17 protein-coding genes are annotated in these 20586 nt (G+C 45.2%); 5 read left to right on the forward strand and 12 right to left on the reverse strand.

The features are described 5' to 3' along the window. The first annotated feature begins 77 nt into the window (after window positions 1-77). On the forward strand, window positions 78-1028 hold the full coding sequence (locus tag JV36_RS0114275) for an alpha/beta fold hydrolase (protein ID WP_032097773.1): 951 nt from the start codon (window positions 78-80) through the stop codon (window positions 1026-1028). On the opposite strand, the gene JV36_RS0114280 is transcribed toward JV36_RS0114275, so the two are convergent. Next, complete coding sequence (locus JV36_RS0114280; protein WP_032097665.1) at window positions 1015-1449, reverse strand: hypothetical protein; 435 nt, start codon at window positions 1447-1449, stop codon at window positions 1015-1017. The genes JV36_RS0114275 and JV36_RS0114280 overlap by 14 nt on opposite strands. A 330-nt stretch (window positions 1450-1779) precedes the next feature. On the opposite strand from JV36_RS0114280, the gene JV36_RS0114285 reads away from it, so the two are divergent. Then, complete coding sequence (locus JV36_RS0114285; protein ID WP_032097664.1) at window positions 1780-2307, forward strand: cytochrome b; 528 nt, start codon at window positions 1780-1782, stop codon at window positions 2305-2307. A 21-nt stretch (window positions 2308-2328) separates the two neighbouring features. After that, window positions 2329-2895 carry a YceI family protein gene (locus JV36_RS0114290; protein WP_032097663.1) on the forward strand — a complete coding sequence of 189 codons (567 nt, stop codon included), beginning with the start codon at window positions 2329-2331 and terminating at the stop codon, window positions 2893-2895. Window positions 2896-3012: 117 nt separating this feature from the next. Here the strand turns inward: JV36_RS0114290 and JV36_RS0114295 are convergent, their stop codons facing one another. Together JV36_RS0114295 and JV36_RS0114300 are read right to left on the reverse strand one after the other, a co-directional pair. Continuing rightward, the gene (locus JV36_RS0114295) at window positions 3013-4317 is read right to left on the reverse strand and encodes an NAD(P)/FAD-dependent oxidoreductase (RefSeq protein WP_032097662.1); all 1305 of its coding nucleotides are present in this window, start codon (window positions 4315-4317) and stop codon (window positions 3013-3015) included. Between the two features lie 333 nt (window positions 4318-4650). Then, window positions 4651-6744 carry a TonB-dependent receptor family protein gene (locus JV36_RS0114300; RefSeq protein ID WP_032097661.1) on the reverse strand — a complete coding sequence of 698 codons (2094 nt, stop codon included), beginning with the start codon at window positions 6742-6744 and terminating at the stop codon, window positions 4651-4653. A gap of 365 nt (window positions 6745-7109) precedes the next feature. Between JV36_RS0114300 and JV36_RS0114305 the strand changes: the two genes are divergently transcribed. Next, on the forward strand, window positions 7110-7553 hold the full coding sequence (locus JV36_RS0114305; RefSeq protein ID WP_032097660.1) for a DUF2721 domain-containing protein: 444 nt from the start codon (window positions 7110-7112) through the stop codon (window positions 7551-7553). A gap of 93 nt (window positions 7554-7646) precedes the next feature. On the opposite strand, the gene JV36_RS0114310 is transcribed toward JV36_RS0114305, so the two are convergent. Further along, window positions 7647-8666, reverse strand: a complete 1020-nt coding sequence (locus JV36_RS0114310) for a 5'-methylthioadenosine/S-adenosylhomocysteine nucleosidase (RefSeq protein ID WP_032097659.1) — start codon at window positions 8664-8666, stop codon at window positions 7647-7649. Window positions 8667-8846: 180 nt separating this feature from the next. Beyond that, a complete protein-coding gene (locus tag JV36_RS0114315) occupies window positions 8847-10154 on the reverse strand; it encodes an OmpP1/FadL family transporter (RefSeq protein ID WP_032097658.1) in 1308 nt (435 codons plus the stop codon). A 383-nt stretch (window positions 10155-10537) separates the two neighbouring features. Between JV36_RS0114315 and JV36_RS0114320 the strand changes: the two genes are divergently transcribed. After that, window positions 10538-11536: an NADP-dependent oxidoreductase gene (locus tag JV36_RS0114320; RefSeq protein ID WP_032097657.1), complete on the forward strand. Its 999-nt coding sequence runs from the start codon at window positions 10538-10540 to the stop codon at window positions 11534-11536. A 148-nt stretch (window positions 11537-11684) separates the two neighbouring features. Here the strand turns inward: JV36_RS0114320 and JV36_RS0114325 are convergent, their stop codons facing one another. The 7 genes from JV36_RS0114325 to JV36_RS0114355 form a co-directional block, all read right to left on the reverse strand. Beyond that, on the reverse strand, window positions 11685-12749 hold the full coding sequence (locus JV36_RS0114325) for a GGDEF domain-containing protein (RefSeq protein WP_032097656.1): 1065 nt from the start codon (window positions 12747-12749) through the stop codon (window positions 11685-11687). A gap of 87 nt (window positions 12750-12836) precedes the next feature. Beyond that, on the reverse strand, window positions 12837-14738 hold the full coding sequence (locus tag JV36_RS0114330; RefSeq protein ID WP_032097655.1) for an ATP-binding protein: 1902 nt from the start codon (window positions 14736-14738) through the stop codon (window positions 12837-12839). 19 nt (window positions 14739-14757) lie between these two features. Next, complete coding sequence (locus tag JV36_RS0114335; RefSeq protein WP_032097654.1) at window positions 14758-15771, reverse strand: ABC transporter substrate-binding protein; 1014 nt, start codon at window positions 15769-15771, stop codon at window positions 14758-14760. Window positions 15772-15924: 153 nt separating this feature from the next. Then, window positions 15925-16575, reverse strand: coding sequence for a hypothetical protein (locus JV36_RS0114340; protein WP_032097653.1), 651 nt, complete (start codon window positions 16573-16575; stop codon window positions 15925-15927). A gap of 30 nt (window positions 16576-16605) precedes the next feature. Then, window positions 16606-18438 carry a glutamine--fructose-6-phosphate transaminase (isomerizing) gene (gene glmS / locus JV36_RS0114345; RefSeq protein ID WP_032097652.1) on the reverse strand — a complete coding sequence of 611 codons (1833 nt, stop codon included), beginning with the start codon at window positions 18436-18438 and terminating at the stop codon, window positions 16606-16608. Window positions 18439-18440: 2 nt separating this feature from the next. Beyond that, complete coding sequence (locus tag JV36_RS0114350; RefSeq protein WP_032097651.1) at window positions 18441-19289, reverse strand: DeoR/GlpR family DNA-binding transcription regulator; 849 nt, start codon at window positions 19287-19289, stop codon at window positions 18441-18443. 198 nt (window positions 19290-19487) lie between these two features. Further along, window positions 19488-20513 carry a Gfo/Idh/MocA family oxidoreductase gene (locus JV36_RS0114355; RefSeq protein WP_032097650.1) on the reverse strand — a complete coding sequence of 342 codons (1026 nt, stop codon included), beginning with the start codon at window positions 20511-20513 and terminating at the stop codon, window positions 19488-19490. Window positions 20514-20586 lie beyond the last annotated feature (73 nt).

Genomic DNA, 20586 nt, shown 5'->3' on the forward strand with positions numbered 1-20586 from the left:
ACGAACACGCGATTACGTTATTGACGCTGTTTCAAGAAACCTATACGTTTATTTATCTATTTTATGTTGGAACACTTATGTTCATTGCGTTGCTTATTATTGTTTTTATTCTTGCCCTACTTGTTTGGTTCACCACTAACATTGATAAAAAAATTGAACAAAATTTCTTTGCAACAGGCAAGCTGACTCCCGTAGAGGGTGGCACAATTCACTGGCAAATGCAGGGAAGTGGTCCCGCACTGGTGCTTATTCATGGTCTGTTAGGCAATAGTGCCAATTTCTCGAAGCTCGCATCAATATTAGCAACTCGCTACACCGTTTACAGTATTGATAGACCAGGAAATGGGTTTTCTATCCGCGCAAAGTCCACATCAGCGTCATTTGAAAAGCAAAGCAGCATGATACGTCAATGGATGGACAAAGTCGGTATTGATAATGCCTATCTTGTTGGTCACTCTATGGGTGGCGGAATTGCACTGCGCATGGCGATTGATGCCCCTAAGCGCATTAATGCTGTATCGCTGCTGTGTCCACTCACCACGCGGTTACTCAAAGGCGCAGGCCCGCTTTCCATTCTTTACATTCCTAATAACTTTCTACGTAAAAGCATATCTAAAACTATCGCTAGCCCGTTCAGGGTAAAATTTGGCAGCAAACAAATATCGCAGATTTTTCACCCTGAAGCAGTCCCAAAAAGTTTTGCAAAACATGGGGGTGGAGCGGTGGCTCTGCATTCAAAGTCTTTTTACGAGGGGAGCCGCGATACTGTGGCAGCGCAAGGTAGTTTAGGTCGTCAGCACTCAGCTTACGCTAACATAACCTGCCCCGTTGGCGTGTTATATGGCGAACAAGACGCTATCTTAGCGCCTGACATGCATATACATCCGGTAAAAAGCACTATCGCGGGTTCTGTATCAGAAATAATTGGAGACGCAGGGCATATGATCCCCGTAACGCAACCTCAGCGTTGCGCTGACTTTATTTTTACTATTAACGACAAGCATGCGCAAAATATCAGTGCATCGTAGTCTTTTGCAGCGCCGAGCCATCACCCTGTTTATGTTTTGATAAAATGGGCGAAAATTGATCTACCGCATCGCTTTGCTTTAACGAACGAAGGTAGTCGGATATACGTTCTAGTCCGTCATATTGCGAACACGTATCCGACGGAGTTGATCCAAACGCCATGTTATAACTATAAAACCATGAGTGTATTTGTTCAGTGTTTCCTTTTGACATGGCACTGAGTAAATAATACATACGGATAAATGACAGCTGCTTTCTGTAAGCTGGTGTGCTGTTTTCGAATCCATTCAAGGTATTCTTTGCTAGGGTTTGCGTAGAAATCCCCAGCATTTCAGAAACCTGCGTAACATTTAGGCCTAATTCTTGAGTTGCCCACGTGAACGCTTTTGTCACCACATTAGTGGGGAGCGGCGTTTTGCTCATGTTCTTACCTCACTTCTAATCGGCATTAGTGTTCTAATTTTCGTTATTCCCCAGTAGTGCTGCCAAAATCGAGCCAGATTGCATATATAAACACCTACCCATTATTAAACTTTATTAACACGAGTTACGTTTAAACAGCTTTATGTCTAAAGACTTCTTTTACAGAGTCTCTTTTTAACCGCTTAGCAGAGACATGATTGATTAAGTCACGACTGGCGAGTCGTCATTCAGGTTAAATTCTAAAAAAAAGAACGAACTGTCGAATTTTTAGAAATTTTCATCCTTAAGTTTAGACTATATGCTGAACTTAACATGATAGATGGACGCACTATGAACAAGAGATGGCCGCGAATTCTTTTATTTATCCACTGGGTTACCGCATTAGCAGTGGCTGGTATGTTTGCGTCTGGGCTGTGGATGGTCGACCTTACCTACTACAGCGACTGGTACAAGACCGCGCCCCATTGGCACAAAAGTGCAGGTCTCATTCTTTTAGCGCTAACTCTAGCCCGCATAGTTTTTCGCCTATTTAGCACTCGACCAGCCGCCCATGGTAACCGGCTTGAAAAGCGCGCAAGTCAAGTCGGACATCTTTTTTTGTATGCGCTGCTGTTAAGTATGTTCACCTCTGGCTACCTAATTTCAACTGCAGACGGTAGAGCAATCGACGTTTTTAACTGGTTTGCAGTACCTGCCCTTGGTGAGCTCATTGAGAACCAAGAGGATATCGCGGGCGACGTCCATTTCTATTTAGCATGGACACTGATTGTTACTGCCTCACTGCACGCAGTAGCAGCGCTAAAACACCATTTTTTCAATAAAGACGACACGCTGAAGCAGATGTTACGGCTTCGCTAAAATTCAATGAAAGGAGATACTATGAAGAAGTTAACACTGGCACTCGCAGCCGCATTATCGATGAGCTCGGTTCAAGCAGCTGATTACGTTATCGATAGCAAAGGCGCACACGCGTCAATCAACTTTAAAATTCAGCATTTAGGCTATTCATGGCTTACCGGTCGCTTCAATGACTTTGAAGGTACTTTTAGCTATGATGACGAAAAGCCAAGTGATGCAAATATAATGGTAAACATTACCACCGACAGCATCGATTCAAATCACGCTGAACGCGACAAGCATTTAAAAAGCGACGACTTTTTAGACGTTGATGAATACCCTTCAGCAAAATTTGTCAGCACGAAAATTGTTGAAAAAGGCGACGGTATGATGGACGTGATGGGCGACTTTACGTTTCATGGTGTTACCAAACCTATTACCATTAATGCGAAAAAGATTGGCGAAGGTAAAGATCCGTGGGGCGGCTATCGCGCTGGGTTCATGGGAACGACGGTTATTGCACTGAAAGACTTTGGTATTGATTACGACCTAGGTCCAGCATCACAAACTGTAGAACTAGAGCTGCACGTGGAAGGCGTTAAGCAATAAGCACAAAGTATGCTTGCGATAAGTGAGCAACAAGCAGAATAAACAGCCCGCGTACCGGTTTGATGCTGTAGCAACAGCCGGTATGCGGGCTTTCTGTTATTTGCGAAAGATAAAGCCTTAATGAAGCTTAAGTTTTGGGCTCATGGCGTGGCTTAATTTTTTAACCAACAGCTTGAGCACCCCTTTCACCTTTCCGTGAACGGCAAACTGGTGCATGTTATACAGCGACACATACACTAGCTTAGCCAATCGGCCCTCTATAAACATACTGCCGTTTGACAACGAGCCCATCAAACTGCCCACCGTGCTGTATTTACTCAAATGCACTAACGAACCGTAGTCTTGATAAACAAATGGCTTTGTTGTTTTGCCATTAACTACGGCACAAATATTATGAGCTACAATATCTGCCATCTGGTGCGCGGACTGCGCCCGAGGCGGAACCCACTTTCCGTTATCCTGCTGAAAACCACAGCAATCTCCCAGCACCCAAATTGTTTTTTCTGTAGTGCTTCGAAGCTGCTCATCAACAAGAATTTGATTCGCTTTATTGGTTTCAAACAGCCCCATGCTGGTCACAAAATCCGGCGCTTTAACCCCTGCCGCCCACACCATTAAATCAGCGTCGATACGGGAACCGTCTTTGGTGATAAGCCCATCGCAATCTGCCTCTGCTACCGTTGTTTGTTCTTTAATAACAACGCCTAAGTCGTTTAATGCCTCACGAGCCGTATTGGCAATGCGCGTCGGCAGTGCGGGAAGTATGCGTTCTCCAGCCTCAACAATAGTAATTTTTAGTCGCGAAGCCGACATATCCGGCATGCCGTAAGCCTTTGAAAGGTTAGCCACATGGTGAAGCTGCGCCGCTAGCTCTGTGCCTGTAGCACCAGCGCCCACAATGGCAACGTTAATGTGGGCGTTTTTATCTGAATTCGAAACTTCTTGCTGGTTAATACGAATAAGTTGATTTAACAGGGCGCGATGAAAGCGCTCGGCTTGCGCCAAAGAATCAAGCAGGTAGCAGTGTTTTGCCACACCTGGCGTACCAAAGTCATTACTTACGCTACCAATAGCCATAACTAGCTGATCATATTCAACCTGGCGCTCAGGTAGCACTTCATGCCCCTCTTCATCTATGAGAGGTAAGAGTGTGAGCGTTTTTGCCGCGGCATCTATTGAGCACATTTCTCCTAGCTGGAAGCGGTAATGATGTGATGCTGCGTGAATGGCGTAATCTACCCCGTCAGAGTGCTTATCAATAACACCTGCGGCCACTTCATGTAGCAGCGGCTTCCAGACATGGGTTCTGCTTCTATCTACTAGCGTAATATCAGCCTTCTTTTTGCTGCCCAGTTTGCGACTTAAACGACTGGCTAATTCAAGTCCACCTGCGCCGCCTCCCACTATGACTATTTTCTGCATGCGTGTTTACCTATAAAAATCATTCCACCTATAAACACTGATGCAATACTTTATAGGTGGCGTGACTTATCTGGCGCAAGCAGCACATCTACAGACTACGCCTATCACGTTGTGCCTACAAGTGATGTTGGTTAGCCCGTTGAGTGCGCAGTGGTTGCAAAAAAGTGCACTTTCTTTCTAGAAACAAGTGCTTTTCCTAGTAGCCCTCTTTGGAACTCCGTTCTAGTCACCCTTTCTGATAACCTCGCATAGCACCTTACATAGCAACCGCACTTAGTCACTGTATTTAGAAGCCGTATTTAGCAACTGAATGAACTACTTTGAATAATAGCCTTACATCGTGAATGTGGCGCTTAGCATAAAGTTACGTGGGCGCCCTGGAAAGTAACGTGCACCGGTGAAGGAGGTAAAATCGGCTCGTTCAGCATAAGTTTCATCAAGCAGGTTATTTATGCGGGCATATAACGTCATATTGTCAGACACGGCATAACTTGCCCGCGCGTGAAAAAGGTTGTGACCTTCGTATTCGTTGGCATTTTCTGGGTCAGTAAAGTAGCTCGCAACATGTTGCCACTCTAGCTGTGTTTCTATGGCGTCGGTTAACAAATATTGCAGTCGAGTGTTTACCAACCAGTCTGGCGCCGTATCCATATCGTTGCCTTTAATGTTGACCTCTCCAGATAGCTGATCGTGCTCATAGGTATGGGCAGAATAGGAGCCTGCAAAATCGATGCGTAAGCGGGAGTTGATAGCATAATTAAAGGTAAGCTCAACGCCTCTGTGCCAGGTTTCTCCGTTGCTAACGTTAAAGAAATCGCTATCGCGATAAATTACGTTGTCTTTCTCTAAGCTATATAGAGACAGCACATAGCTGCCGTCGGCAATCTCGCCTCTAACGCCTACTTCTATGTTGGTAGCGTCCACCGCGTCTAAGTCAGTCACTTGTTGCGCTCGTTGTAAGCGGTAAAGCTCTGTGGCTTGGGGCGCTCGATAACCTTTGGCTATGCCCCCATAAAAACGGGTAGTGTCAGATAAAGCGTATTGCATCGACAGTTTTGGGCTAAAGTTATCAAAGTCGTTTTTGCCGCTTTCAGGCCGACTATATCGACATCCTCCAAATCCGCACTCAGAACCGTCCTCTGTCAGTCTCCCCACATTCATATTATTGGTATAGTCGTATCGCATGCTCTCGAATCGACCGCCAATGGAAATATCCCATGCGCCTTGCTGCAAATTAACGGCAAAAAACGGCGCTAACAGCGTTGCGTCCACGTTGTAATCGTAATGCTTACCTTGGGGGACAGTTTCAACGAGAAACGCCGAGCCTACCGTTTCACTGTCTTGTGACTGCATGAGTTCACCCTGGGTATATTCAGCATCTAGGCCAACATCAATATTCAATGAAGGGCTCATAATGTGATTGTATTGCGTTAGCACACCTACGCCTTCTTGCGCGTTTTGCTCAAGTGGCTTGCCCGGCAGAAAGTGCATTCTAAAGTCCATAGACTGATCGCGCACGTAAGGCGTAATAGACAGTGCACTGTTGTTATCAAATAGCCAATCAACTTTGCTCCAAATGCGTAAGCTTCTCGCCTTTCTAAACGCCTCTGGATTTGGATTACTCCTTGCTACCTGCTTATCTTTATAACTTTCAAAACCGGTAATATAGCCTGCCGTTTCCTGATCGAGATTGGTGTAGGTTACACCGCTTGTTATCGACACATTATCGAAATCAGCTCTATGGCGAATATTCACTTTTTCTTGATCAACGCCCTCATCGTTTCGATAACCCGTATCTCTGGTGATGCTGGCATTAATGCCTATTCCACTATCGCCGAAGTCTTTGCCTTGTCTTAATTTAACGCGGTGAAATCCGTAAGAGCCGTAGTCCAAGCCTACAACTCCGCCCCCTCTGGTGGTATCAGGCGTCACCACATTAATAACGCCGTGAATTGCATTTGAGCCATAAAGCGCAGACGCCGGCCCTTTTATGACATCAATACGCTGAGCCATTTCGCCATGAGCTTCAAACAGCTCGTTGATATTACAAAAGCCTGCAGCTCGCAGCGGGATGCCGTCTTCAGCAGCTAAGATGCCGCCGCAGGCACCTGCGCCAGTAAGTACGGGAGAGCGCAGTGCCGGTAAGTACTCTTGTCCATTGCCTCGCTGTACGCCCGCTCCCGCTATGTAATTAAGCGATTCTTGAATGTGCTGAAACGATAACAAGTCAAGAGTGTCTTCCGTGATTGAGGATACGATATAGCCGACATTGTTTTCGTTACCTACAATACGGGACGAGGTGGTTTCAATACGCTCAATATTGTCGCTACTTTCTGCAGCTGAAACAGTGGACAAACCGGCTGTTAGCGACAATGCGGTTATAGACAATTTAAAAAGAGGCAATGGAAATAACGGCTTAAACGTCATTAATAATCCTTTGAATAATAAGTTTGCGGTGACTTTTTTGTATCCGTTTTTATTTGTGCTAGCTTTTTTTCAGATGCAAATGTTCATGCTTTGCTATCTTTCTGGCAAGCGACTGCGATTCGCAAGCCTATTCAGCAAATATTGATAAACCTGTGCGCACTGATACAACGATTCAAAATCAGATATGCATATATAAAAATATAAACCGCGTGATAACGTTACTATACGATATTGTTACCACTACAATAAAAGCATTACGTTAAACGTTCATAAAAGTAAGACAGATCTGGCTTTCACCCACTTTTAAGTACAATAACCATGTAATTGCACCATTTAATTAGACATAGCTATGTAGGAAGAATGTATTGAACACGCTAATCCCAAGTCTCTCTCAACTCATAGAATTCGCTGTGGCTCCGGTTTTTTTACTCACGGGGATTGCAGGCTTTTTAAACGTAATGTCTTCAAGGCTAGGGCGAATCTCAGACAGGGTTCGTGTTGCAGAACGGCAAATTCATACGCTATCCGACCCGCATATTGTAGATAGGTCTAAGCGCGAAATTAAAGTGCTGTGGAGAAGAGTAAAGGTGATTAATTGGGCCATCGGCCTTTGCGTTACCTCAGGCCTTCTCGTGTGTACTGTCATCATGGCTTTATTTGCAGGTTCGCTATGGATAGTTGATTTAAAAACACCGGTGATAGTGCTTTTTATCCTTGCCATGATCTTTTTGATAAGTGCGCTAATTGTATTTTTAGTCGAAGTTAAATTAGCTACCACTACTATCAACATGGTGCGAACCATTCGCTAAAGGCACATCATTGCTAGTCCCATATCAACTCTGCTAGTAGCGCGCTTTTTCTCTGCGCGCTACTAGCAGTCTAAGCGCACAAGCAGTGAAATGTTATTGCCCTTTCGATAGCTCGTCTAGCACTGAAAAAAGCACATTAGCCCCAATTCTCGATACTTCTGTATCGTATTTACTTTCTACATTAAGGCCTTCTTGCCCACCTGCTAAGTCGCTAATGGCGCGAATAATAACCCAGTCTACATCATTGATAGTGCACACCTGCCCAATGGCAGCCGATTCCATTTCGGTCACTTCTGCGCTAAACACATCGCGCGTCCATTGTCTGTACTCTCGATTGTCTAAAAATACCGAGCCCGTAACGCCGTTACCACCCACAAAAAGAGTAGCGTCCCGGTCATCTAGCACTCGCTGTGTTGGCATGGTGGACATGGCTGTCTGCGCTGCATCCAGTAGGCGTTGAGTTGCACTGAAATAGGCCGTGTCCACCGGCTCATCCATGCCTTCTTTTACAATGAGTACTTCATCAGGGTGAATAAACTGAAACGGCTTATAGTGGGGCAAATGTGGATCATTTACCCGACGGGCATCTTGCTCTTTCACAAACGCCTCATAATACTCGGGAAGAATATACTCGCCCGGTGCACTGGGGTCTTCATTGGTGTACACACTCTCGTCGTGGTAATACCACCGTGCCGGCACAATGACATCCCCAGGGCGCCACTTTGGATTAACCGCTCCGGCAATACCCATGAACACCACCTGTTTTACTGGGAAATAGTCTAGCGCCATTTGCATGGACAGCGCCGCATTGGCAATACTCATACCCGTGGCAAACACGAGGATAGGCTGGTCGTGATACGTACCTAAACGATACGTTATCCCTTTGATATTCGTTGTGGTGTGAATACTTGCATTTGGATCTTGCTCAATACGATTCAAAATCCCCTGCATCTCAGGAGCATAAGCCACGGTAATAGCGGTGAATGACGGCGATTCAAACACTTTAGGCCCATAAGCAGTCGTGCTTGAAGTGTCAATATCAATGGTTGATGTGCAGCCGGATAGCCACAGCGAACTAAAGGTGAAAAGAAGTACGAAGATGTGTTTTTTCATGAAAGCGTTATGTCGATATCAGTGATTGAGATACTTTAACCTATCACTTTATTAAACTAAAAAAACCTCCAAACTTTGGATCTAACCTAATTACAATCCACATAAGCAATCGGCACATAGATAGACGGCACACAAGCCGCCGGTCTCGCTGCGACTTGTGTACCATGAAGCAAAATGCGCTTAGAAGCGGTGGTTAACCTGTACGCTAAGAATATGCGCAGTGGCAGATTGAGTACCCACAAACGTAGACGTTAATGTACCTTGCTCATTCAGCGCTCGCGTTTTGTTGATATCCGCTTCTCGGCCATTGATGTAAACATAGGCGCCATCAACAGAGGTATTTTCACTAAACGAATACGTAAAGCCACCTGAAACCCAATGGCGATCGGTATCTGGAATACTGAGTGAACGGTTTTCTACCGTAACCACACCATCGTCGTAGGCATAACCTGCGCGTAGAGTAAGCTCATCGCTGAACAAATACGTAACACCAACAGATACGCGCAACGAGTCATCAAAGTTTTCTTGTTTGATCAAAAAGTCAGAACCATCGCTTAAATTAGCTTCTAGCTTTTCAAAGGTGCTCCAGTCGGTGAACGTTAAACTGGCCTGTACCGACCATTGACTGTCTAGTTTTTGGTTTACTGCCAGCTCAGTGATAGCTGCTAAATTCAAATCTAGGCTACCAGGCTGATTTAACGAAGGCGTAATTTGTGAACTTACCTCACCACTTAACGTTAGCTCAGTTTCAGCGCGATAAGACAACGCGATGTTCGTCATGTCTGTTGGCTGCCAAAAAGCGCCTACATTCCATCCAAAGCCCCAATCTTCCCCTTCCAACTTAAAAATAGAGGTTGTAGCAGGCACTTGCGTTTGCAGTGCATTGCTCAGTATTGGCGATAAACTATTAGAGATTGCTGAGCTTATTTCTGCATCTGCAAAAGTAGCGTTAATACCTGCGCCTAGCATTAGCTGCTCATTCACTTTATAAGAAACAGCAGGGTTAATGGTAATTGAGCGCACCTCTGCTGCATCGGCAAAGTGCAGTGCGTCAAAGTCATCGCTGTAGTCAGAGCGAAGTCCATAGGTAGTAAATACGCCCACGCCAGCAGCCCATTTGTCATTGATAGGCGTTGTATAGAAAATGCTTGGGACAATAGCGGTATCGGCAATGTCCTTGTTTGACGCATCGGTAGAGCCAATGGCTTGTCCGCCGGCGGCGTAGCTTACATCACCGCTAATATCTACGCTTGGCGCAATAACGCTAACCGAGCTGCTAAATTGTGACTGTGTAAACACGCCAATTGCCGCAGGGTTTGTGGCTAGAATAGAGGCGTTTTCGGGAGTTGCGGCTTGGCCTGCCATTGCGCGACCTAGGCCATTAGCACTGTGCTCGTTAACCTGAAAACCAGCTGAAAAAGCTGAAGAAGAAGCGAATGTTGTTAACGCTAGGCATACCGAGGCACGAAGAGAGAGCTGTTGCTTCATAAAATACTCATTTGAAGAAAAAATTGCAGCGCGCATTCTACGGATAGGAGCACATTTGTTCAACAAAGCTAAATGCTATTCACGCACTTTTATCACTATTTTTACAATTTTAACGACACGTTCGCCGAATTTATAACCTAAAATGAAAACTGCACGTAAACAGCAAGCCTTCTTTATGTTAATGATGAAATATAGCTAGGCGCTCTACACACTCCTTCCAACTTGATCACTTGAATGAAAATCGACCAACGCGTGTGTGTACTACTAGTATCTGTGCTACTTGTGTTTGAATGAATAGCCCCCACCCTTGTTAAACGCCTAAACCAAATAACAGTCCCTTTCTTTTTAAGGGAACTGATGGTTCACACTATAAGGAGGTAACCATGGCTACCTACAAATCGATATCCCTTGTTCAGCGTCCTAGTGATAAAAAAATAGGGCCTCACCTTTTTGAAACCAAAGAACTAGACATTCCAGAGGTAAAAGACGGGCAGATACTGATAAAACAAACCCACATGTCTTTAGACCCAGCGATGCTTGGCTGGATGAGTGAAGACAGAGAAAGTTATATTCCGCCTGTAGAGCTAGGTGAAGTGATGCGCTCAAGCGGCGTAGGTGAAGTTGTTAAGTCTAAAAACGCCAAATTCGCCGAAGGCGACAAAGTAATGGGCATGACTGGCTGGCAAGAATACGTATTAAGCGATGGCTCAGGGTTTAACAAGCTACAGTCTGGTGTAACAGAAGAAATGGCACTGTGTGTATTTGCATTACCAGGGCTTACTGCAACAACAGGCTTGTATAACTTTGGCCACCCGAAAGAAGGTGAAACCATTGTAGTCACTGGCGCTGCGGGCTCGGTAGGGTCTATGGTAGGCCAGTTAGCAAAAGCGGATGGCTTACGCGTTATCGGTGTAGTGGGAAGCGATGAAAAAGCGGATTGGATCGTCAACGAATTAGGTTTTGACGGCGCAATAAACTATAAAACTGATGATATTGAATCTAAGCTGGCTGAACTAACGCCTGACAAGGTTGACGTTTACTTTGAAAATACAGGTGGCCCCATTCAGCACCACGTTTTCAATAGAATGAATGCACATGGTCGCATAGTGGTGTGTGGCATGATTGCCGACTACCAGGCTGACGAACCTTCAGCAGGTCCAAATTGGATCCCACTTATCAAAAAGCGTATTACCATTCGCGGTTTTGCTATGCCTGATCACTGGGGCGAACTACCTCAACTGCTTGAAAAGCTCACACCTTACGTTCAGCAAGGCAAAATAAAGTATCGCGCCCACGCCATCGATGGACTAGAAAACGCCGAGAAAGGTTTGAATATGCTGTTTGAAGGCAAAAATACAGGCAAGATGATTGTAAAACTGTAGAACGTTATAAGCTCTGCGTTTAAGCAGATGCTTTGTACACAACACACCATGGTTTGAGGCCTGCAGTACGGCGCAAATTGTGGTGTGTTTTATACTGTTTTGCCAATTAAGAATCTCCAATTCCGCTTAACTAATTAAGGTTCACTAATCAAAGCGCGGCAAGTTCGTAACAGGCCTTACCCTTATCTTTCGCTTTATACAGCGCTTTATCTGCAACACCAATAAGACTATCTATTGATGCATCCCCGGGCGTATTGGTAATAACAGCGCCGATAGAGCAACTTATAAATGGATGCGCCGCATTAGGTGCATGAGCTAAGTTCGTCTCCTCCCAGCCCTGTAAGATTTTTTGGCAGCTTTGCTTCAGTTGCTCTTCATTCACGTCGCTAAGCACAACCACAAACTCCTCTCCACCGTAGCGGCCTATGATATCTGTTTCACGCTTAAATATGCCTCGCAGAATAGAAGATTGCTGACGTATCGCTTCATCACCCTGCTGATGGCCAAAGTGGTCGTTGTAGGCTTTAAAATCATCTAAATCTAACATGATGACTGCTAATGACACCTGGTGGCGCTTTGCATAGGCCAAAAGGTTTTCGCTTTGATTGCGCAGAGCACGCCTATTAAGTAAGTCTGACAAGGGGTCGAACTTACTGAGCTTGGTAAGGCGATCATTGGTTTTTTTCAATAACGTGAGGCTTCTGTCTAAGCGATATTTTGCGTACGAGCACGTAAACAAAGAGGCGGCGACAAAGCCCACCGAAATAGGCATACGATCGCCATAGGCGGGTGCTAGCCACATCACCACAATAAAGCCAATTACATTGATTACTGCACTGGTAATGGCAAAGCGAAAAGGAATGCCTAAGGCAAATACACAGTAAAACGCATATAAAATGGTTCCCTCATAGGGAAAAGCAAATTGATATTCCTGCCAGCAAACCCAGATTACCCAGTAGTTGGAGTAAGTCAGTGCCACTAAGACAGTAGTAAATATATAGGCTCGGTAGTGAGAAAAGTGACGCCAAAATGACAGCACCAACGCGACAAGAATAATCGGTATTTGAACAAAGAGGCGGTCATAGAGATAAATTTGATGCATGGGTTTTGGCAACAGGAAAAAGTCTGCAACCATAAAACACGCAACAATGAGTGCACCAATAATTAAGGCTATTCGAAGGCGAACTCGCTCTTTTGCTTTATTAGCCTGCAAGGAAAACGCCTCCGTGTTTTGCAAATGATTAATTTTATAATGGAGCTATGATTCTAGCGCAAGAACGTCCATTCACCCTAAAAATCATCACAGATTTAGCTTCAATAAACTATTCCGTAAGCCATCGATAGTAATTGGCTTGGTAACAATATCGTTCATTCCCGCTTCTTTAAACGCAATATGTCGCTCCTGAAAGGCCTCAGCTGTTAAACCCACAATGGGTATTTCACCAAGAGCCCCCGACAGCTTTCTTATACGACGAGTGGCTTCTATACCATCCATTACCGGCATGTGAACGTCCATAAATACCATGTCGATGCCGCCTTCTTCCACCTTATCAACGGCAAACATGCCGTTTTCTACGTGAGTAACGTTGCAGTTAAGCTGCTCTAACAAGGCTTTTGCTACTACCGCGTTAATCGCGTTATCCTCTGCTAACAGTACGTTTATTCCTTTGCGAAGTTGGGTTGCACCTTGTCCATTTGCGTTTGTGCCGCTTTCAGTGATGTCCACCTTCAGACGGCTTTTCACCATGGCAGTGACCAAGAAGTTTGACCCCTCACCCACTTTGCTCATTACCTTAATATCACCACCCAATAATTCAGCGAGCTGTTTGGCGATAGAAAGCCCGAGCCCTGTACCGCCATACTGGCGAGTGATAGACGAATCTGACTGGGTAAACTTATCAAATATGTGGGCTAAACGGTCTTGCTCTATACCTATTCCAGTGTCTTTTACCGATATGATGAGCTTATTATCTTGGGTGTTTTTTTCAGAGGGCTTTTGTAGCTTTGCCGATATCGTTACCGTACCCTCGCGAGTAAATTTAATCGCATTACTCACTAGGTTTATAACAATTTGGCGTAGCTTAGTAATGTCGCTAGTGACTGCAACATCATCAAGATTTTTACTTGAGTAAATCAATCGAGAGCCATTTGCACTGGCATTGGTCCCGAGCAAGGTGATCAGATCGCTCAGCATTTCATCAAGATTGAACTCCGCCATGTCTAACTCTGACATTCCAGATTCAATTTTTGAAAGGTCTAATACATCATTGATCACGTTCGCCAAAATAGACGCTGACGCTTTCAAATCGGCAGAGTACTTTCGCTGCTTGTCGTCAAGCGGCGTGTCTAGCAATAATGTCGCAAGGCCCTGTATACCGTTTAATGGTGTTCTTATTTCATGACTCATTACCGCAAGAAAATCGGTTTTCGCACGGTTAGCCTGCTGCGCCTGATTTACATAATCAGCGATTTCCGCAGACATCACCTCTACATCTCTTGCTAAGCTACCAAGCTCATCGTCTTGCTGAACGTTAATATTCACCTGCTTATGGTCAATGGCTATTCTGCTTGCTGCATTGCGTATTTTTTCCACCGGCGCAATAACGAAGTATTGAGTCACCTTTCCCATCAAAAGAGCCACTAGCGCAACGGCAAACACGGTTACCAATATGGTCAGCCATGCAATTTTCGACAGCGAAGCCTGCAGCTCATCGGCTGGCTGAATAACGGTAAGCTTCCAATTCCAAGGAGAAAACGTAGTACATGCAAATAGGACATCTTGGCCATCGAACTGCGATTCACCAAATGCCAATTTGAAGTCGCTCACGGTAATCACCGATGCACTGCTGGTATCAGGAATGCCTTGCTGATTTAACGTGGTGTAAAGGGTTTGCCGCGTGCTTTCGTCGCTAATTAAGAAATGACGCCCTGTTCGGGTATACAAACCTTCAAGTTCCTCGAACACTTCTTTTTGATAAGCCGTTCTAAATACGGGAACATTTTCAAGGCCTGAGTCTATTAATAGCGCTCTGCGATCCTCTACTATTTCCATCACGTTGAAGGCCAATGTTTGAGTAAGTAGTTGATACTCTCGCTCTCGCACAGATTCGTAAGCAATTAGATAGGCCCAGTAGCCAGTTAACGCCATACCAACAAATAATATTGGTATGTAAATCGCTAATAATTTTGATTTTATTCGCATATTAACTCTTATCCATACCCTATTGATAAACGTGCTGTTCAGAGAGTTTCAGGTAATTTGAAGGTATGGGAAGCTGTAATTTAATAGCAGTGGTTACATTCACTGCTACGGTAAAGTTTTCAATTTGTTCTACAGGAATAGTTTCAGAAGAACCTAGCGCTAAAATACGCTCAGCCTTATTAGCGGCAGATATGCCAATATCTTGAGGCTGAGATACAATGCCAATAAGCGCCCCTTCCTGCACTGCCGACACACTCTCGGCAAACAAAGGCAGCAATCCAGTCTGCTTTTTTATATCTGCTATTAAATTGGGCGTTTCTATTAATGGCCCTGCAGATAACCAATACCCATCAAGCGCTGTTTTTTCCGCTTTCAAAAGACGAATGATGTCTTCCTTCATTGTTTCTAAACCCGCTTCTTTGGCGATATAAGGCGTTTTAATAGGAATAAACTGGATGTTTTTGTAAGCGGCTTGTCGCGCTAAAAGCGCATTCGCGGCATTAAACGAGGACGGATAGGTTGTATGAAGCAACGCAATTTTTTGCGTTTTAACGGGCTCGGATGCCTGAAAAACACCGTTCAATATATCGAGTTTTACTGTGGCATCCACCACATGGGATTCACCGGTAATGTTGCGTTTACTCGTAGCACCAAAAGCGGGAACAATGCCTTCGGTAACCGGCTCAGAAACCACCATAAATAACTTTGGAATAGACAATAGTTCGTCTTTATTTAACACGGCACGTGTAGCAAGGGTAGCAAGCGACACCACGAGTTCGGGGGTAGATTCGGCTAACATGTCAGACAGCAGCGCATCGGCTTGCTCTACCGAACCTTCAGCGTTGTACACGCGAAAGTGAATGTCTTTATCGGGCATCAAGCGCTGTAGCTCGGCTTCAAACGCAATGCGTGATTCGGTAACAATAGCTACTGGAAGCGTCTCTATTATTGCTACATCTACTTTTTCTTTTGCCCAAGCAGAAAAGGTGACGATGGGCACAAAAACAAATAAAAGGTGAAGTACCCTTATCATCTTAATAAACCTGTTAATTTTAGGTCTCGATAAGGCTAATCATAAAGTTTCTAAATTGATTTTCATAGGGTTAGTTCACCCATTTACAACCTTGAGTGAGCAGAGCTGCCTACTTTTATGACGCATTACCATGCTTCTTTATGTCCGCTCTTTTCACCCCTCTTTTCCTCCCACCATTTTCATTTGAAGTAACAAACCACCCCGAGTTATTACACTCGCCCCATTCAGCACAATGAGAGGCCATGCCACTGCAATTGGCATAGTTAGCGCGAACGCTAATGTCGTCACATCTTTAATCAAAATACTGCGAAATAGCGCGGGCGATAGCGCACCTATTGCTTTGCTTCGCCTTACCACTATTAACTGATGCAGCGTACCTTGTATAAGCAGCGCGGTCACAATCAGCATTAAGCTATTGGCCCCAAGCTTTGCCACGCTAGGATAAGGTCGAAAGCCCATTGAGCATAAACCTATTACCATTGCAGTGGCGCAAAGGCCTAGAACGAGCCCTGTGGGTATTGAGCGTCTGTCGTGCCACAGCTGAAACAAAATAACTAGGATTAGAAGTAGCGCACCAAAGCGAGTCCACACCAGGTAATGACTAAAAGGCTCTATGGCGATGCCAAAAATAAAGTTGGCATAAAACGCAAAAAAGCTTGAAGCGAACTGGTTCGTCGACAAGCTTTGGGTAGAAGACTGATTGCTCTCGCGCAGCTTCTCTATATTGATAATTTGTTTCGCCAATCCGTACCAGGTCAGCAAAAAAGCGACTGCGCTTACAGTACCTAAAATGTGGTACAACACATGATTTTCCTCAGTCGCTTCTAGTTACCGTTACTCAACCGTAACCGATTTTGCCAAATTACGAGGCTGATCCACATCTGTACCTTTTATTAACGCAACATAGTAAGAAAGCAGCTGTAGAGGCAGTGTGTAAATGATCGGGGCTATGGGGCCGTCGCAGTGAGGTACATTGATTACGCGCATCGACTCATCACCTTCAAATGCAGCATCTTTATCGGCAAATACATACATAATGCCGCCGCGAGCACGCACTTCTTCTACGTTCGATTTAAGCTTTTCTAACAGCTCATTGTTTGGCGCAACCACGATCACAGGCATTTCATCATCGATAAGCGCAAGTGGGCCGTGTTTTAACTCACCCGACGCATAGGCCTCGGCGTGAATATACGAAATCTCTTTAAGCTTTAACGCCCCTTCCATTGCAATAGGGTACTGGTCGCCGCGGCCTAAGAATAGGCTGTGGTTTTTATCTGCAAACTCTTCTGCCAAATCTTCGATGCCGTTAGTAATAGCCAGCGTTTCTTCTAGCTTAGCAGGCAAGCTGTGAAGGGCTGCAACAATGCCGCTCTCATCACTTTCTAGCATGCCATTTTCTTTACCTAGGGCGAGGGTTAACATTAAAAACGCCGTTAGCTGGGTGGTGAAGGCTTTAGTAGATGCCACGCCTATTTCTGCGCCTGCGCGGGTCATAAAGGCTAAGTCAGACTCACGGACTAGCGACGACCCGGGAACATTACAAATAGTAAGGCTCGACATATATCCCGACTCTTTCGCTAAACGAAGCGCTGCAAGGGTATCGGCAGTTTCGCCCGATTGAGAAATAGTAATAAGTAAACTATTTGGGTGTACTACGGACTTGCGATAGCGAAACTCTGACGCAATTTCTACGTTGCACGACACGTTCGCGTATTGTTCTAGCCAGTAGCGCGCGGTCATGCCGGCATGATAACTCGTACCACAGGCAATAATTTGCACATGTTTTACTTGCTTGAAAATAGCATCAGCGCCTTCGCCGAATACGTCAGGCGCTAACCCCGTTTCGGTAATGCGCTGCTGAAGCGCGTTTCGCACAACGGTGGGCTGCTCGTGAATTTCTTTAAGCATGTAGTGACGGTAACCGCCCTTATCACCCGCATCGTGCTCTATATTAGACTCTACAACTTCGCGCTCTACTGGTGCGCCATGCTTATCAAAAATATCTACCGTGCGGCGAGTAATTTCAGCAACATCACCCTCTTCTAGGAAAATAAAGCGGCGAGTAACCGGTAACAAGGCCATTTGATCAGAAGCGATAAAGTTTTCACCTAGGCCTAGCCCAATAACAAGAGGGCTTCCCGAGCGTGCTACTACTACACGGCTAGGATCTTCTTTGTCCATAATAACCGTGCCGTATGCACCGTGAAATGTGTTCACCGCGCTTTGTACAGCGCTGAGCAAGTTCTTGCCAGACTTGAGCTCTTCATGAACTGTGTGTGCGATTGTTTCTGTGTCGGTATCACTGGTAAAGCGGTAGCCCTTTTCAGTTAACTGATTGCGAAGGCTTACGTAGTTTTCGATAATACCGTTATGTACAACGGCAACGCGTTCGCTGGAGAAGTGAGGGTGAGCGTTCGCTTCTGTTACACCACCATGAGTAGCCCAGCGTGTATGCGCAATACCCGTGCTGCCAAGTGCTTCACTGTTAGCTACCGCGTCAGCTAATTCTTGAACTTTTCCGGTGCGGCGAATGCGCGTTAGGTTTCCATCGCTTTGCAGTAATGCAACGCCTGCCGAATCATACCCGCGATACTCAAGGCGTTTTAGCCCTTCTAACAGAATTTCAACTACATTACGTTCGGCAACAGCGCCAACAATTCCACACATGCTTATTCTCCATTAAGCGTGGCGACGATTACCGTCACGCCCTTATTTTCAATATTCGTTTTATCAGAATCACTGATGGTGTCATCGGTGATTAACACAGAAATTTTGTCCCAGCCCAACTCGAGGTTAGGCATTTTATGCAATAGTTTTTTTGCACTGGCCATTACCACCACTTTTGAAGCGGCATTGGCCATTGCGCGGGTGACTCCCGTTAATTCATTAAAGGTGGTGGTGCCTCTTTCAACGTCAATACCAGCGGCGCCAATGAACGCAATATCAAAACTATAGGCACTAACTAGCTGTTCAGCCATAGAGCCCTGAAATGACTGAGACAGGGCATCCCATGTACCACCAGCCATTAGTACCGTTGGCTCGGTATCGCACTGGGTTAAATAGTTGGCTGTGGATAGCGTATTTGTCATTACCACTAGGTCATCTAAAGCGGATAGATAAGGTAAAATTGCAGAAGTAGTAGAGCCGCAGTCAATCACCAGCTTGCTACCTGGCGTAACTAAATTGGCCGCGCATTGTCCGATGGCCTTCGAAAGGTCACTACCAGCTAGTGATGATGCTTCTGTTTTAAAAGAGGTAGAAGACACAGGGGTAGTGGAAGTAGCGGAAGGCGTTACTGCAGAGGTATTATTAGCAGTACGTGATGAAGCAGCAGGCACAGCGCCGCCAAACTGCCTAATTAGCGCACCTTGTGCTGCTAATGCAGTTAAGTCTTTTCTTATAGTAACTTCAGACGCGTTAAATTGGCTGGCTAGCGTTTCTACACGTGTATGGCCATTGTCATTAACCCATTCCACTATGCCTTTGCGACGCTCATCAACCGAATGACTGCTCTTCAACTTGAACTACTTCTTTAAATACGGCGTTTCAGCTTTCACATTTGTATGCAGCTTTGTCGGGGCATAGTTTATTTGCCATACCTCAAAAACAAACCGCATTTAAATATGAAAAAACGCTTATAACTTTCAAAACGAAAGCTATGAATTACAATTTGAAAGAATCGTAAGGTATTATGAAAGTGTGTTCAAGCACTTTGCTCAATTTAACAGCAACTTTCTTTCTTCTTGGCTCGCTTTCAGTGCTGTTTCAATAACGTTGATCACTTCAACAACGCTAGCTGCATCGGCAGGTGAGTCGGCATCGCCTTTGATAGCGCCCGCTAGCTGTTCAAAAAAGGCCAAATATTCTCCGCGACGGGTTTCAATTACCTCAGTCATATCTTCATTTGAAAGTAGGCCGTGTTCGCTTTCAGGAGTGACTGCCCAGCTTTCACTTGCAAGGCTCATATTCGCCCTTAACTGATTTTCTTGCGGGTCTAGGTGAAACTTTCGAAAACTTGCTTTCGTTCCCTGTAAATCAAAGCGAAGTGTTGCCCCGCCTTGAAATGCTGAACTGCCAAGGTTCACAATCTTGTCGGCGTAATGAAGGGTAAGGTCAAAGGTATCGTCTGATTGCCCACCATCTCGCAGCGTTAGTACGCTGGCCGATACCGCCACGGGCTTGCCGAAAAGCTGAAGTGCTTGGTCGATTAGGTGTGGCCCTAAGTCCCAGAATATCCCGCTGCCAGGGCCTTTGTTTTCACGCCATCGATTGCGTGGAGTAGGCCTAAAGCGGTCGAAGCGACTTTCAAAGCGCTTAATATCACCAAGCTTACCTTGCTCAATAAGCTGCTTTAAGGTGAGAAAATCGCCATCAAAACGCCGATTGTGAAACACGCATAATTGTTTCTTTTTCGCATGCGCCACATCAACCAGGTGCTTTGCATCGGCTGCGCTTAGGGTAAAAGGTTTCTCTACTAATACATGGCTGTTGTGCTCAAGTGCGAGTAAGGACTGTGACGCATGTAAATGATTAGGCGTTGTTATTACCACCAAATCAAATTGCGTGCTGTTTAGTGCTTCTTCCAACGATGAATAAACCACGGCATCAGGCAACGCAGTTTTCACCTCATCCGGCTTTGAGGACACAACGCCCTCAACGACAAAATCAGAAAGGTGCTGAAGAAAGGGCAAGTGGAAAGTGGTGGCCGAAAAGCCAAACCCGACTAGTAGCGTAGTGATCATAGCAACTCCTAAAGCAATAAAGGGGGTCAGAACCGAATAAAATGCAAGCCATGTTGCTGGCTTATTTTATTCG

The organism is Alteromonas sp. LOR (genome assembly GCF_000753865.1).
In the GTDB taxonomy this organism is placed as follows: Bacteria; Pseudomonadota; Gammaproteobacteria; order Enterobacterales; family Alteromonadaceae; genus Alteromonas.

Bases quoted from the DNA above. Each gene is read 5' to 3' on its own strand.
- JV36_RS0114275 (WP_032097773.1), top strand. From the start codon at position 78: ATGTTCATTGCGTTGCTTATTATTGTTTTTATTCTTGCCCTACTTGTT.
- JV36_RS0114280 (WP_032097665.1), bottom strand. From the start codon at position 1,449: ATGAGCAAAACGCCGCTCCCCACTAATGTGGTGACAAAAGCGTTCACG.
- JV36_RS0114285 (WP_032097664.1), top strand. From the start codon at position 1,780: ATGAACAAGAGATGGCCGCGAATTCTTTTATTTATCCACTGGGTTACC.
- JV36_RS0114290 (WP_032097663.1), top strand. From the start codon at position 2,329: ATGAAGAAGTTAACACTGGCACTCGCAGCCGCATTATCGATGAGCTCG.
- JV36_RS0114295 (WP_032097662.1), bottom strand. From the start codon at position 4,317: ATGCAGAAAATAGTCATAGTGGGAGGCGGCGCAGGTGGACTTGAATTA.
- JV36_RS0114300 (WP_032097661.1), bottom strand. From the start codon at position 6,744: ATGACGTTTAAGCCGTTATTTCCATTGCCTCTTTTTAAATTGTCTATA.
- JV36_RS0114310 (WP_032097659.1), bottom strand. From the start codon at position 8,666: ATGAAAAAACACATCTTCGTACTTCTTTTCACCTTTAGTTCGCTGTGG.
- JV36_RS0114315 (WP_032097658.1), bottom strand. From the start codon at position 10,154: ATGAAGCAACAGCTCTCTCTTCGTGCCTCGGTATGCCTAGCGTTAACA.
- JV36_RS0114320 (WP_032097657.1), top strand. From the start codon at position 10,538: ATGGCTACCTACAAATCGATATCCCTTGTTCAGCGTCCTAGTGATAAA.
- JV36_RS0114330 (WP_032097655.1), bottom strand. From the start codon at position 14,738: ATGCGAATAAAATCAAAATTATTAGCGATTTACATACCAATATTATTT.
- JV36_RS0114335 (WP_032097654.1), bottom strand. From the start codon at position 15,771: ATGATAAGGGTACTTCACCTTTTATTTGTTTTTGTGCCCATCGTCACC.
- glmS (WP_032097652.1), bottom strand. From the start codon at position 18,438: ATGTGTGGAATTGTTGGCGCTGTTGCCGAACGTAATGTAGTTGAAATT.
- JV36_RS0114355 (WP_032097650.1), bottom strand. From the start codon at position 20,513: ATGATCACTACGCTACTAGTCGGGTTTGGCTTTTCGGCCACCACTTTC.